Source organism: Variovorax sp. Varisp41 (genome assembly GCF_047325085.1).
Classification (GTDB): Bacteria; Pseudomonadota; Gammaproteobacteria; order Burkholderiales; family Burkholderiaceae_C; genus Variovorax.
The window spans coordinates 4,626,571-4,641,354 of record NZ_CP168540.1 but is presented as its reverse complement, the minus strand read 5'-3'; the positions used below and the strand labels follow the sequence as shown (position 1 = coordinate 4,641,354).

Below are 14,784 nucleotides of genomic sequence, written 5' to 3'. Positions count from 1 at the left end.
ACGAGAAGCATTGCCATGAATCACTCCTTCAGATATCCCCGGCTCCGCGCTTTCACGTGCAGTGTGCTTGCATTTGCGCTGCTGGCAACCCATTCGCCGGCTTCGCTGGCAACGACACTTGCCGATCAGCCAATTTTCTCGACCTCCGAAGTCCCCGGGAATTTGGCGTTGGCTTTGTCGGTTGAATGGCCCACGGCGTCGCGCATGGCCCATACGGACACCTATTCGAGTGGCGCGACGTTTCTGGGTTACTTCGATCCTGACAAATGCTATGTGTATCAGGCGAACACCGCATCGAATGGCGTGAGCTCGATCGACAAGGGTGATCTGAGCTATTTTTACCCTCAAGGCAAGGCAACGAATCACACCTGCACCGGAAAATGGAGTGGCAACTTTCTGAACTGGGCCACCACGGCCACCATCGATCCATTCCGGTGGGCAATGACCGGGGGACGCCGCGTCGTCGATACGACCACCGAAACCATTCTTGAAAAAGGATGGCATTCGGGACAAGGGCTTTTCGACGACCGCAATCTCCCAGCGACGGAGATCACAGGCGCAACGCCCTACACCGCAAGTACGCTTCGCATCAGCATCAACGGCCTTGGGTTCAAGATGCGACTCGGAATGAACGATGGATTGTCACGCGGGTTTTCGGTCAAGTACTACAATAACAAAACCGTCAGCGGCAACGCCGCCGCGACCGTCAGCAATGACAACGCGTATCACGATTGGGGCTCCAGTTCACCGGCGTCGGGCGTCAATGAAGACAACTTTTCTGCTCGCTACGATGGCACGTTTACTGCCCCGGAAGCAGGAAACTACACGTTCCGGACCATTTCAGACGATGGCGTAAGGCTTTGGGTTGCAACCAATGTCAATAACAGCTTTAGCACTTGCTCCGGCACCACCGGTCTGAGTGGCAACTGCGTCATCAATAACTGGACAGATCACGGTCCCACTACGGATACCACGACAACGATAAGCATGACGAAGGGGCAATCCTTCAAAGTTCGACTGGACTATTACGAAAGCTCGGGGGGCGCACAACTTCAACTGCTCTGGAAGACACCTTCGGCTAGCGACTTCGTGGGTTTCAGCGATGGCACTCGAAGCTACGATTTCACCGTGCGCGTCAAGGTGTGCGATGCGTCAACGGCAGCAGGCGGCCTGGAAACGAATTGCAAGGCATACGGCAGCAATTACAAGCCCGAGGGCCTTATTCAGCAGTATGCAGACAAGATGCGTTTCAGCGCCTTTGGATATCTGAATGACAGCACCTATACCCGGGACGGCGGAGTGCTTCGCGCTCGTCAGAAATTTGTCGGACCGACCTACCCTGTACCAGGCCAAGGCCCCGCGACCAATGGCAACAGGGAATGGGACTCGACCACCGGCATCTTTGTTCGCAATCCCGACCCAACCGACGCCACCGCTACCACCTCCAATACCAGTGTGACCATCTCGGACAGTGGGGTGATGAACTATCTCAACAAGTTCGGGCAACTTGTCCCGGGAAGCTACAAGAGCAATGACCCGGTGAACGAGTTGTTCTACGCAGCGCTTCGGTATTACCGAAATCTGGGTAACGTACCGACATGGAGCGCCATGGATGGCGCAGATGTTCCTACCAAGACCACTTGGGCGGACGGCTTTCCCGTGATCACGAATTGGACTGATCCAATCCAGTACACCTGCCAGCGCAATTTCGTATTGGGTATTGGCGACATCTACACGCACGGCGACAAGAATGTACCCGGCAATACTGTGACGGACAGGGAGCCTCCATTGCCGGCGGAGGTTTCGGCGGACACCATGTTTGACGCTATCCGTTCCACCAACAACGTGAAATTGCTGCAGACGATGCAGGCAAATCAAGCCACGGTTTACACGGGCGCATCCAGCTCGACGGACTACATGGCGGGTCTCGCGCTGGAGGCCAACACCAAAGACATCCGTCCTGATTTGACCGGAAAACAGACAGTTCAGACCTATTGGGTCGACGTTCTGGAACAATCTTTTTCGCGAAACAATAAATTTTATATGGCCGCGAAATTCGGCGGGCTCAACCAGAAGAAGATTCCCGCGGATTTTGACCCCTATACCTTCAGCGGCACCATTCCGTTGGATTGGTGGTCAACCACCGGAGAAACCCTCAAGGACGTCAGAAACAACTCGACCTGGGACCGTCCGGACAATTACTTTGCTGCAGGTCGTCCCGACACGATGGTCGCAGGCCTCAAACAAGCTTTCGAGCGAATCTCCAACGAGATTTCCGCATACACGACATCTTTTTCACTTTCGAGTGCGCAGGTGTCGTCGACAGGTGTCGCTTCCTACGCCGCGCAGTACGACTCGAAGAGTTGGACTGGCCTTTTGAGCGCGAACCAGATCACTTTCGACGCCAGCGGAAATCCAACAAGTACTCTGAAGTGGGACACGAAGACAAAACTGGAAACCCAGCTTTCCGGCACCGGATGGGATACGGCACGGCGCGTCATAACGCGGGGCGCGAGCGCTGGAATTCCTTTTCGATACAACAGCCTGACGGCAGCTCAGAAGAGCTCTCTCAATACGGCTTTCGTCAACAACGATAGCCAGAAGTATCTGAATTGGCTGCGTGGCGACAGAACCAACGAGCGTACGTCAAGCGACTCGAGCAAGTCCTACCGTCAACGCGATCTGCTGCTCGGTGACATAGTCAATGCCAAGGTTACGCCCGCAGGCCCTCCCTCACTCAATTTCTCGGATTCGGTCAATCCTGGCTATGCCGCCTTCAAGACCACTTGGAAGGATCGGCCGGTGATGGTTTACACCGGCGCGAACGACGGGATGGTGCATGCCTTCAATGGCGCGCTCACCGGAACGGATGCTGGCATTGAACAGTTTGCCTACATTCCAAGCTTACTGTTTGGGGGGAGCAATTCCGCGGGCAACGACGGATTACTGGCCAAGCTCGGCAATCCCTATTATCAGCATCGTTTTTACGTCGATGCGACACCATATACCTTCGATATCGACTTCAAATCTGCAGGGGGTACGTTCACGACCACATCCGCCGCGACTTCGGATTGGCGGACCGTCTTGATCGGCGGTCTCGGCAAGGGCGGGAAAGGGTTTTATGCCCTGGATGTGACAAATCCTGCAAGCATGAATACAGAGGCAAAAGCTGCGGCCAAGGTACTTTGGGAGTTCACCGATTCGGACATGGGGTATAGCTATGGCGCGCCGGTCGTGGTGAAGACCCGCAAATATGGCTGGGTCGCGATCCTCACGAGCGGCTACAACGGTGGTGGAACGAGCAGCTATCTTTACATCGTGAACCCGACCAATGGTCAGCTTCTTCAAAAGATCGCAACTCCTTCGGAGTCGGAAGGCATGGCGCAGGCGGCCGCGTATGTCCAGGATTTCACCGATGGCACGGCGGACGCCGTCTATGCGGGCGATCTCAACGGCCAGATGTGGCGGTTCGATCTCACACTTGCGAAAGGAAGTACTGCGAACTATCCAGCTCCCACCTTGATCGCCAAATTTACAGATGGCTCCGATCGGGCCCAGCCGGTCACCACACAGCCTTTGATAGAGATTCAGCCGTTGAGCAAGAAGCGCTTTGTTCTGGTCGGCACGGGACGATTGTTGGATTCGAGCGATATTCAATCATCTCAACAGCAGAGCTACTACGCCGTGATCGATGGCACGGCCAGCGCGTTCAGCTCTGGGACTTTCCCGATCGTTCGAAATGACCTGCAAGCGGTAACGAACTTGACCGAGGGCATCGCGCTGTCTGCGACCAGTCGCGGGTGGTACACGGATCTCGGAGTGACCAGCAACGTGGGCTGGCGTGTGATCAATGCATCGACATCCAACAGCGGAGTGGTGGCCTTCTCCACGCTTCAGACTACAGGCGACGCGTGCTCGCCTTCGGGTAACAGTCGTGTTTATGCGATCGACTTCGGCACTGGAAAATCAACGCTTGTTGATGCTTCGGGAAACATAGTTGCATTTAATGCGGTGGGAGCGGCTGTGACTGATTTGCGATTCTTGAGCGTTGATGGAACTACACGGTTGGTGAGCGGCGATGTAAGAGGTGAGATGAGAAACAACCCAATCAAATTGCCTGGCGTGCTTGGCCTGCGTCTGCTGAATTGGCGGGAAGTGCCAACAGTGGACTAACGCGGATCGATCTGCAGATCGAGTGACCGAAGGAACATATATTGAATCGACCATATCGAGTAGAGGGCTGGTGTCCCGGCGCCTGTCAGGAATTTTGAGTGTGAGGCATACGATGACCAACAGGAGCATGTATGCCAAGCAAGAAGAAGCCGATGCCGCAGTTGCCGGCGATCCCCCAAGAACTCATTGATCGATTTGTCACCGGCCCGATGAGCGCCGAGGCGGTGCACGCCGCCTCGATGGCCTTCAAGAAGACCCTGATTGAGCGCGCGCTGGGCGCCGAGATGTCCCATCACCTGGGCTATCCACCCCGGGGCAGCCAAGCCCGAGGAAGCAGGTAACCACCGCAACGGCCGCAGCGCCAAGACCGTTCTGACCGAGGACGGGCCCTTGCGCATCGAGGTGCCGCGTGATCGCCAGGGCAGTTTCGAGCCGATCCTCATTCCCAAGCACGAGCGGCGCTTCACCGGCTTTGACGACAAGATCATCGCCATGTACGCGCGCGGCATGACGGTGCGCGAGATCCAGGCCTTCCTGGCCGAGCAGTACGCCACTGAGGTGTCCCCGGAGTTCATCAGCTCGGTCACCGATGAGGTCATGGCAGAGGTCCCGGCCTGGCGGGGCTGACCGCTGGAGCCGATGTACCCGGTGGTGTTCTTCGACGCGCTGCGAGTGAAGAGCCGCGAGGACGCAGTGGTGCGCAACAAGGCCGTCTACCTGGGCCCTGGGCGTACTGCCCGACGGCACGCGCGACATCCTGGGGCTGTGGATCGAGAACACCGAGGGAGCCAAGTTCTGGCTGAAGGTGTTCAACGACCTGAAGACGCGCGGCGTGGCCGACATCTTGATCGCCGTCACCGATGGCCTCAAGGGCTTGCCCGAGGCGCTGGGCGTGGGTGTTCCCGGCCACCACGCTGCAAACGTGCATCTTGCACTGATGCGCAACAGCCTGGACTTCGCGAGCTGGAAGGAGCGCAAACTGCTGGCGGCGGCCTTGAAGCCGATCTACACGGCACCCAGTGCCGAGTCTGCGGCGGCCGAGCTCTATGCCTTCGAAGCCGGGCCCTGGGGCCGCAAGTTCCCCACGGTGGTGGCTGCTCGGCGCCGGGCCTGGGATCGGGTGATCCCGTTCTTCGCGTTCGCACTGCCCATTCGCCGGGTGATCTACACGACCAACGCCATCGAGAGCATCAACGCGCGGCTGCCAAGCTGATCTGGTTGGCGCTGCGCAACATCACGGCCGACTGGGGGCGTGCAGCCAAGGAGAGGCGAGAGGCGATGAATCAGTTTGCCATCGCCTACGGCGATCGGTTCATTCGAAGCGCCGCCCTGTAGCATGAGGGCGACTTGCCTACCGCGTCGGTCGTTCGTCCCAAGCAACGCTCGCCGCCGTGGACAAGTCTACGCAGCGCCTTGCACACAAAAATTCGGACAGGCCCCGCCATGCAAGCCATCGTGGTGCTGCTAGCTTGCCAAGGTTTCGACTCAGTGGGCTGAGCTCTGACAGGTCCAGCCCACTCACATGACGCGGACTAAATGAGCCCCTCTGTTTTGCTGCTGATCTGCAGCCGAGAGGGCAGCTGACGCGATGCTCAATCCCGAGTTCGATGCAGGTACGCTGAACTCTCGCGAACGGAATGCCGAACCCTGGTCCGTCCGCGCTGGTCGCTCAGCTAGGTATCCCGCTCGCGCCAGCATGCGGCCGATCATCGAGGCCGAGACGTCCGCCGCGCTCGTTTAGGGTTCCCCAAGCATTCGACTTTTACAACTAAAAATCCACTTGTCGCAGCACAGGATTTTCAGTTTTCAAAATTTCCCAACCTTGCTTTGCTTCTTCACAATTTTCAAGTGAATGGATAGCACAAATTTTTCTCAAAGCCTTCAACGCCTCTTCTGGATCACCGTTAAGGCCGAGAGCCAACGCATATCGAAACAAAACCGGAGGATATCCATATCGCAGCGCTACTTTTCTCATGCGCTCGATTTCCTTTTCATTCATTCCAGTCTTCGCCTCCGTCGCAGCGAATTGCTGAAATGCCTCCAATTGATCCAACAAAGTGCTTTTGGGGGGCGTAGTTTTTATACCGCTAACACCGATTTTTGCGGACTCGAAGCGCAGAGTACGCATGCCCTCTTCCATCTTAAAATACTCGATCGAAACAAATAAAAAAGCCACGCCCATCAAAACAAAAAAGCCAATCAATCCTTTTCTAGAAATAACAACCCCATTGACATCTTCATCGAGCCGACCGATCATCAACCCCATAGGCACCAATATATATGCATACTCCAGCGGAAGCTCCAGCATTCCGTGAATAAGGACTCCGCCCAAAAAAACGAGCATCATCAACTTCTCAAAATCGACAGCTGATTTGACGGTTTTCATCAACCAACGGCAAAAGATTGCAATCAAGACAATTCCAACGGGCACACCACTCCACAACAGCAAATCAAGAACAATATTGTGTGCATGGTCGAAATACACATTCAAAGGGATTACATTCAAAGCGATATATTGCTGAGCCATTCCGACTTGGTTCCAGCCATAGCCCCATATGGGCTGCTCCAAGATCGCACGAGTCATTGCCCACCAATAACTCAATCGGACGCTTCCTCCGGCATCCAGAGCAAATTCTCTGGGCAAGGGAAGAAGCAGAAAAGAAGAAATTTCCCGCCAACAAAAAGATAACGATATTGCGCCAACCCCTGCAAGCAAAGCAACTGGATTAGAAACCCTGGAATTCAGTCGTCGACCAAAAATCAGAAGCGCTAAAAGCAGCAGTAAAATTTGCAGGATTCCGGTGCGCGATTGAGATGACGCCATGCCCAGCAACATGATGGCAGCCAGCAGCACACTTGGTGCCCCATGCAAGCCGATACGATGTCTTATTAGAAGCGTCGAGCACAGACCTATAAAACAAACTGTGCAAAAATTATTTGGCTGAGCCAGATTTCCGAAGGGCCGCATGTCCCGCGACAGGTCAACGCCAAAAATTCCTAACTGCACCACCCCCAGCCATTGATTCACGCCAATGAATACAGAAATGGAGGCTGCGGCAATCCACCCCCACAAGATTCCGTTCCACACCACGGACAGGTGCTCAGACTTCAGCGCAAACCCTAGAACTATGGAGATGAAAAATACAGCGACATATAAAGCCGCCATCAGCCCATCGCCTCGAAACATGATCTTCCCCAAAGCGGTTTGAAGAAAGATCGTTGCCATGGCCACCAAAAGAAAACTCAGCAGCAAACGAGATGTTTTTATCTCAAAGCCTTTGCATTGCGTTAGCGCCGCAATGCCACATAAGAATAGCCAAGCAATTGAAGCACCTTCCCCCCAAGCAGCAAGCCATGGCAAATAATGATTGGGAATCAGCCAACCCAAGCCGGACAGAAAAGCAAGCAGCAGCAGCAAAGTCATAAAAAAAGGCGGCCTCGGCCGCCCTTTTGAGTCAACAAGATCAAATCAACCGCGGCACGAACCCGGCAGAAACTTTGCGTTGATAGGGTCAGTGGAACCGGGTTTGCAGACCCACTTATAGATCGACTTGCCAATTTCCGTGGTGCTCGCCAAGGCAGTGCTTTCATCGGTGTAAGGAATCAGATCCAGAGTCTTATTGTCAATGTCGCCATCTCCAACATTTTGTGCCGTCACAGTCACTTTGCCATCTGCATTAGTAGCAATGGATTTCACATACTTGGAAGTTGCGCTGGCGCTTTCACAGCCCCATGCACCGCCAGCGGGCAGCGACGCGCCCGAGCGGCTTTGAACGACTTCAGTGATGGTGGTGCGGCAAGCGGAAGCAGCCAGGACCACTTCCGAAACCTTTGCCCGCTTCGTGTAGTCTTGATACGCCGGCAGCGCCACAGCCGCCAAAATACCAATGATCGCCACAACGATCATCAATTCAATAAGGGTGAAACCCTTCTGCACATTGCGTGCGATGGAACGACGGTTCATTTCACTAACTCCAGGTTGGTTGGGTTGGTTGTCACTCCCGGGAGTCCTCCCCCCGGAGCGGAGAACCTTCCGCAGCATCCGTGCCACCCGGTTTCCCGCCCCGTCAGCGACCTAACGCGTCACCATGGACCACATTGGTGTTACTGCACGTGACAGAAGATGTATCAAGATGCGACACATGGTGACAAATTTGTCATGCCATCCCCGTCGCGCGGCCCGGCTCAGAAAGTCAGGATCCCATCCGCCTTCAGCCAGCGGATGTCCCGCTGCGCCAATCCCCGCACCTTCCGCCCCGCCAAGGTCTCGATCTGGCTCATGATCTCTTCGGTCTCGGCCGGCTTGGTGTGCGTGATGTAGATCGGATAGTCCTTGCCCGGATCGATGTGGGCCAGCTCGTCGGCCAGCATGGTCGGCGACAGATGCAGGCTGCGTTCCGCCAGCGCCTGCTCCCGGTTGCTGAAGGCCGTCTCGATCACGAGCATCGCGACCTCGAGGGCATTGACCCGGTCCCAGAACGGCGCGTTGCGCTCGGTATCGCCGCTGAAGACCCAATGCGCTCCCCCATCGGCGCGGCTCACGGCGAAGCCGCAGGCGGGCACGGTGTGCACGGCCGGCAGCACCTCGATGCGCTTGGGCGTGGCGCTGCCGAGCAGCAGCGTTTGGCCGACGGCGATGTCGTGGAAGGTGACGAAGGGGGTCTCTGGACTCGGGATGCTCTCGAAGTCGGGCCAGATGATGTTGTTGAAGACGTGGGCGCGCAGCGCCTCGATGGTGGCGCGCAGCGCATGGACGCGCAGCGGCCGGGTGCGGCGGCCGCCGACGGCATCGAGCATCAGGGGGAGGGCGGCGATGTGATCGAGGTGGCAGTGCGTGAGCACCATGTCGTCGACGCCGGCCATTTCGTCGAGGGTGAGGTCGCCGACGCCGGTACCGGCATCGACGAGCAGGTCGGTGTCGACCAGGAAAGAGGTGGTGCGGCAGTCTTTGGCGATAGCGCCCGAGCAACCCAGCACACGAACCTGCATTGTGAGAGACCCCTTGTCTGTGTCTGTCATTTGGTTTCGAACCGGGTTGCACCGTCCCACGACGGGTCGTGCGGGCGCAAGGCCATCGAGGCTAATCTCTGCGCGTAGAGCTGGTAAAGGACTTTTTTGGCATCGGCCACGAGGAGGGGGTCCAGCAAGTTTCGGCCCAAGGCCCAGTCCTGGCGCCGGTAGGCGGCCAGTACCTCGGCCCAGCGCTCGAGCCGGTGCGCCTCGCGCACGGCGATGACGGCCGCCTCGTCCCAGGCGACGGCCAGCGGCGTGAACACGGCGACGGCCTGGGCCCGGCCCTTGACGAAGACGCTGTCGAGCTCCTGCCAGACATAGGCCGGCGCGAGCTCCCGCGTGGCGCCGCTGGCGACGATCTCGACGCCGTAGTGGCCGCTGAGCCCCTCGAGGCGCGAGGCCAGATTGACCGCGTCGCCGACCACGGTGTAGCTGCGCCGCGCGGCCGAACCCATGTCGCCCACGCTCATGACGCCGCTGTTGATGCCGATGCCGATGCTGATCTCGGGCCGGCCGGTGGCGCGGTGGATGCGGTTGATGTCGTGCACCGCCTCGGCCATGTCGAGCGCGGCATTCACGGCGAGGCTGGCGTGCTCGGGCGTCTCGAGCGGGGCGCCCCAGAAGGCCATGACGCAATCGCCCATGTACTTGTCGACGGTGCCACGGTGCGCGGTGATGACGTCGGTGAGGCGGCTGAACACGGTGTTGAGGAAGGCCTGCAGTTCGGCCGGCGACATCTGCTCCGAGAAGCGCGTGAAGTCGCGCATGTCGCAGAACATGACGGTCATGGTCTTGCTCTCGGCACGCATGCTGTAGCGGCCCGGGCGCTCCAGCATCTCGTCGACGAGCTGCGGCGGCACGTAGGTGCCGAAGAGCTGCACGAGGCCGCGGCGCGCGCGCGATTCGACCAGGTAGCCCCAGCTCATGTTGAGCAGGAAGGCGAGCGCGACCATCGCGAGCGCCGAGGCCAGCGGCAGCACCAGGCCATGCGCGACGTAGAGCCAGGTGTTGAGTCCGACCAGCGCCGCGGCCACGGCGAGCATGAAGGCCACGGCGCGCAGCGCGGGCAGCAGCGACAGGCCGATGGCCAGCACGACGCCGGCGACGAACACGCTCAGCACCTCGTAGCCGGGCGCGTAGTCGGGCACGGCGAGCAGGCGGTCGTCGAGCAGCGCCGAGACGATGTTGGCATGCACCTCGACGCCAGCGAAGGACGGCGCCGCGGGCGTGGCGCGCAGGTCCTGCAGGCCGGGCGCGGTGGCGCCGACGAGCACGATCTTGTCCTTGAGCTCCTCGGGCGCGAGCCGGCCCTCGAGCACGTCGGCGGCCGCCACGTAGCGGAACGAGCCGCCGCGGCTGCCGCCCGGGCCGCGGAACGGCACCTGCACGCTGGCATTGCGGTCGACCGGCACGCGCAGTTCGCCGATGCGCAGCGACTCGAGCTGCGCGACCGGACTGCCGGGCACCAGCGCGGGCAGCACCGGCGGCGAACCGTTGGCGAGCCGGTAGACGGCCAGCGCGAGCGACTCGTAGTAGCCGGGCTGGGCGCGGTCGCCGTCGTAGCGCGCGATCAGCGGCACGCTGCGGATCACGCCGTCGTCGCTCTCGCCGACCAGGGTGTTGAGGAAGCCCCCGCGGGGCGCGGCCTGCGCGAGCACCGGCAGGCTGGCGCCGAAGCCGTTCCAGTGCGTGGTGTAGCCCTCCTTCGCGGGCAGGGCGCCGGCGGGCCACAGCGGCGTGGCGGGCAAGGCGCCGCGGGCGCGCGGCGTCTCGGCCTGCGTGAAGTAGTAGCCGAGCGCCACGGGCTGGCCCGCGAGCGTGCGCGCCAGCACGGCATCGTTGTCGAGCGAAGGCGCGAGCTTCTCGACTTCGGCGGCGAAGCCGGGGATGCCGCGCAGCGGACCGCTCGCCAGCTCGCGCAGGCGGTCCACGCTCGAGCTGCGGTCGGGCTCGACGAACATGACGTCGAAACCGACGACCCTGGCCTGCTGGTGCGACAGCAACTCGCTCGCGAGCCGCGCCACCTTGTCGCGCGGCCACGGCCATTGTCCCTGGCGCGCGAGGCTCGCGTCGTCGACGTCGACGATCACGATGCGCGGATCGAAGGTGCCCGGCATGGTGGCGCGCAGGCGCACGTCGTAGATCAGGTGGTCGAGGCGCTCGAGCATGCCGGCATGCCAGAGCCCGGTGGCGTGCGCCAGCGCCAGCAGCACGGGCAGCAGGGTGACGGCGATGCGCGCCCAATGGCGCCGCAGTGCACTCATGATCGACCGGAACCGGGACGGGAATCGAAGCCGGTTCGCCGACGGAAGCCCAGCGGCTCAGACCCGCTGGAACTGCAGGCGCAGGGTGCCGAGTTCGAGCAGGTCGTTCTCGTGCAGCGCCACGGCCTCGGCGCCCAGCGGCTCGCCGTTGAGCAGGACGGCGCCCATGACGCTCGCGGCCACGTAGCCCTGGCGACGGCGCGTGACGACCGCCACCGCGACGCCGGGCTTGCCGACGGTGGTGACGACTTTCTGCAGCGGCAGGTCGCGCCCGGCGTTCTCGCCGGCCAGCACGCGCAGCACCGGCACGCCGAGCTCGACCAGCGCCCCCGATTCGGTGGGCGCGGCCGACAGGGGAATGGGTGCGGAAGATTCGCTGGCGACGGCGACGTGGACCGGCACGCCGGCCGCGGGCGCGACGCTGCGCGCGCGGTAGTGGATGCGGCAGCCGCCGACCTCGATGACGTCGTTGTCCTTGAGCGTGCGCTTCTGCACCGCCACTGCGTTGACGTAGGTGCCGTTGGTGCTGTTGAGGTCTTCGATCTGGACATCGCCACCGCGCAAGGTCAGGACGGCATGCTCGCCGCTCACCGCGAGATTGTCGACCACGATGTCGTTGTAGGCGCGCCGCCCGAGGGTGGTACGGTCCTTCGCGAGCGTCACTTCCCGGATGACGACACCATCGATCGAGATACTCATTCTCGGCACTGCCGACTCCCTGATTGCAATTGTCGCGAGACCCGAAACGACATGGCGGATGGACTTGCCACCCCGCCGATTTCGTCAGGCTGCCGTGCGAGGCAGGCTGGCCCGGGCCAGGATGACAGAAATGTTATCCCGTCCGCCATTTTCGTTGGCGATGTTTGCCAAAAGTGATACCTTGGACTCAATACCACCGTCTTGTCTCGTCAGAAGCGTGAAAAGCTGGGCGTCCGGGACCATTTCGCTGAGCCCGTCCGAGCACAGCATATAGAGATCGTCGGGCCTGGCCGTGTGTTCATGCATTTCCAGCAAGACTTGGGCCTCGACGCCGACGGCGCGGGTCACGAGGTTGCGGTTGGGCGAGGACAGCGCTTCCTCGGCCGTGATGGCGCCCGCGTCGAGCTGCTGCTGGCGCAGCGAATGGTCGCGCGTGAGCTGCTCGAGCTTGTCGTTGCGCAGCCGGTAGCAGCGCGAGTCGCCGATGTGGCCCACCATCACGCGGTGCGGCCCGAAGGCCGCCAGGACCAGCGTGGTCCCCATGCCCTGCAGGTGGGGATTGGTCAGGCTGCCGTCGAGGATGGCGGCATTGGCCTCGTCGGTCGCGGCCTGCAGCGCGCGCCGCACGACGCGGGCCGGTGCCTGCGGCCCGGCCTGCACGTACCAGCGCCGGAAGTTCGCGTGCACCAGCGACACCGCCATCGCGCTGGCGACCTCGCCGCCCTTGTAGCCGCCCATGCCGTCGGCCAGCACCGCCAGCCCGAGCGCGGGATCGACATGGACCGCGTCCTCGTTGTGGGCCCGCACGCGGCCGACGTCCGTCAGCGCCGCGAACTCCCACGAGAGCGGCGGACGGGTCGAGAAAAGAGAGGTGCCGACACCTACCATGGTCGCAAGTGTCGGCGAAGCGGCAGCCCGGTGGTGGCTTCCGGTTTCAGTGCTGCGCGGCGGCCGCGTGGGCGCGCCGCTGGAGCAGCTTGCCCACCGCCACCACGAACAGCGCGCCGGCCGCGGCGGCGGCGTAGTGCAGCCACGGGTTGGCCGCCAGCATCTCGCGCAGCGACACGTCGCTCACGATGGTCTCGCCGCCGACCCAGCCGATCAGCGCGGCACCCAGCATCACGATGATGGGGAAGCGCTCCATCAGCTTGATCATCAGCGTGCTGCCGAAGATCACCAGCGGAATGCTGATCGCCAGGCCCAGCACCAGCAGCACCATGCTGCCCTGCGCGGCGGCCGCCACGGCGATCACGTTGTCCAGGCTCATCACGAGATCGGCCAGCAGGATGGTGCGCACGGCCGCCATCATGCTGCCGTACTCCTTGGAGTCGCCCTCGCCCTCGTCGTCCTCGCCGAGCAGCTGCAGGCCGATCCACAACAGCAGCAGGCCACCGATGATCTGCAGGTAAGGCAGCGCCAGCAGCTTGGCCGCCACCACCGTCAGCACGATGCGCAGCACGACGGCCGCGCCGGAGCCGAACAGCACCGCCTTTTTCTGCTGCTCGGGCGGCAGCGAACGCGCCGCCATGGCGATCACCACGGCGTTGTCGCCCGACAGGATGATGTTGATCCAGACGATCTTGATCAGGCCGATCCAGAAGTCCGTGCTTTGAAGAAGTTCCATGTCTCTGATCCCGCTTTGTTTTTGTGAAAAAAACGCCCGCAATCGGATTGCGGGCGTCTTGTTCTTTCTTGCGCGTGAGGTCTCTTTGCGGACCTTGCCGGGCGCGAACGCCTAGGCTTACAGCTTGCCCTTGAGCAGCTTGGCCAGTTCCGAGAAGTTGCGCGTCACGGTGAAGCCGCACTCTTCCATGATGGAGAGCTTGGCCTCGGCCGTGTCGGCACCGCCCGAGATCAGCGCGCCGGCATGGCCCATGCGCTTGCCGGGAGGCGCCGTCACGCCGGCGATGAAGCCGACGACCGGCTTCTTCATGTTGTCCTTGCACCAGCGGGCGGCGTCGGCTTCGTCGGGACCGCCGATTTCGCCGATCATGATCACGGCGTCGGTGTCGGGGTCTTCGTTGAAGGCCTTCATCACGTCGATGTGCTTGAGGCCGTTGATCGGGTCGCCGCCGATGCCGACCGCCGACGATTGGCCCAGGCCGATCTCGGTCAGTTGCGCCACGGCTTCATAGGTCAGCGTACCCGAGCGGCTCACGACGCCGATGCGGCCCTTGCGATGGATGTGGCCGGGCATGATGCCGATCTTGATCTCGTCGGGCGTGATCAGGCCGGGGCAGTTCGGGCCGAGCAGCAGCGTCTTCTTGCCGCCGGCGGCTTCCTTGGCCTTCATCTTGTTGCGCACTTCGAGCATGTCGCGAACCGGAATGCCTTCGGTGATGCAGATGGCCATGTCCAGGTCGGCCTCGACGGCCTCCCAGATCGCGGCCGCCGCGCCTGCCGGCGGCACGTAGATCACCGACACGGTGGCGCCGGTCTGCGTGGCGGCTTCCTTCACCGAACCGAAGATCGGGATGTTGAAGATCGACTCGCCGGCCTTCTTGGGGTTCACACCGGCCACGAAGGCGTTCTTGCCGTTCGCGTATTCCTGGCACTTCTCGGTGTGGAACTGGCCCGTCTTGCCGGTGATGCCTTGGGTGATGACTTTGGTGTCTTTGTTGATGTAGATCGACAT

At 61.0% G+C, this 14,784-nt stretch carries 12 protein-coding genes; 4 read left to right on the top strand and 8 right to left on the bottom strand.

Features of this window, described 5'->3' with window-relative positions; genetic code table 11:
* The first annotated feature begins 15 nt into the window (after positions 1-15).
* From ACEN9J_RS21435 to ACEN9J_RS21420, 4 genes are all read left to right on the top strand, one after another.
* Positions 16-4,173: a PilC/PilY family type IV pilus protein gene (locus tag ACEN9J_RS21435; protein ID WP_413761998.1), complete on the top strand. Its 4,158-nt coding sequence runs from the start codon at positions 16-18 to the stop codon at positions 4,171-4,173.
* A 131-nt stretch (positions 4,174-4,304) separates the two neighbouring features.
* Positions 4,305-4,514, top strand: coding sequence for a hypothetical protein (locus tag ACEN9J_RS21430; RefSeq protein WP_413761997.1), 210 nt, complete (start codon positions 4,305-4,307; stop codon positions 4,512-4,514).
* Complete coding sequence (locus tag ACEN9J_RS21425) at positions 4,435-4,800, top strand: transposase (RefSeq protein ID WP_413761996.1); 366 nt, start codon at positions 4,435-4,437, stop codon at positions 4,798-4,800. The genes ACEN9J_RS21430 and ACEN9J_RS21425 overlap by 80 nt, the downstream gene beginning before the upstream one ends.
* Before the next feature lie 97 nt (positions 4,801-4,897).
* Positions 4,898-5,386, top strand: a complete 489-nt coding sequence (locus tag ACEN9J_RS21420; RefSeq protein WP_413764588.1) for a transposase — start codon at positions 4,898-4,900, stop codon at positions 5,384-5,386.
* Between the two features lie 555 nt (positions 5,387-5,941).
* Here ACEN9J_RS21420 and ACEN9J_RS21415 read toward each other — a convergent pair.
* The 8 genes from ACEN9J_RS21415 to sucD form a co-directional block, all read right to left on the bottom strand.
* Positions 5,942-7,597, bottom strand: coding sequence for a Wzy polymerase domain-containing protein (locus ACEN9J_RS21415; RefSeq protein WP_413761995.1), 1,656 nt, complete (start codon positions 7,595-7,597; stop codon positions 5,942-5,944).
* A 45-nt stretch (positions 7,598-7,642) separates the two neighbouring features.
* On the bottom strand, positions 7,643-8,137 hold the full coding sequence (locus ACEN9J_RS21410) for a pilin (protein WP_413761994.1): 495 nt from the start codon (positions 8,135-8,137) through the stop codon (positions 7,643-7,645).
* 221 nt (positions 8,138-8,358) lie between these two features.
* Positions 8,359-9,162: a 3',5'-cyclic-nucleotide phosphodiesterase gene (locus ACEN9J_RS21405; protein WP_057593694.1), complete on the bottom strand. Its 804-nt coding sequence runs from the start codon at positions 9,160-9,162 to the stop codon at positions 8,359-8,361.
* Positions 9,163-9,188: 26 nt separating this feature from the next.
* The gene (locus ACEN9J_RS21400) at positions 9,189-11,450 is read right to left on the bottom strand and encodes a CHASE2 domain-containing protein (RefSeq protein WP_413761993.1); all 2,262 of its coding nucleotides are present in this window, start codon (positions 11,448-11,450) and stop codon (positions 9,189-9,191) included.
* Positions 11,451-11,507: 57 nt separating this feature from the next.
* The gene (locus tag ACEN9J_RS21395; protein ID WP_057593696.1) at positions 11,508-12,158 is read right to left on the bottom strand and encodes an FHA domain-containing protein; all 651 of its coding nucleotides are present in this window, start codon (positions 12,156-12,158) and stop codon (positions 11,508-11,510) included.
* 75 nt (positions 12,159-12,233) lie between these two features.
* Positions 12,234-13,037, bottom strand: a complete 804-nt coding sequence (locus ACEN9J_RS21390; RefSeq protein WP_057593697.1) for a Stp1/IreP family PP2C-type Ser/Thr phosphatase — start codon at positions 13,035-13,037, stop codon at positions 12,234-12,236.
* A 46-nt stretch (positions 13,038-13,083) separates the two neighbouring features.
* Entirely contained in the window at positions 13,084-13,773 is a 690-nt protein-coding gene (locus tag ACEN9J_RS21385; protein ID WP_057593698.1) for a TerC family protein, read from the bottom strand.
* Positions 13,774-13,890: 117 nt separating this feature from the next.
* Positions 13,891-14,784, bottom strand: coding sequence for a succinate--CoA ligase subunit alpha (gene sucD / locus ACEN9J_RS21380; RefSeq protein ID WP_057593699.1), 894 nt, complete (start codon positions 14,782-14,784; stop codon positions 13,891-13,893).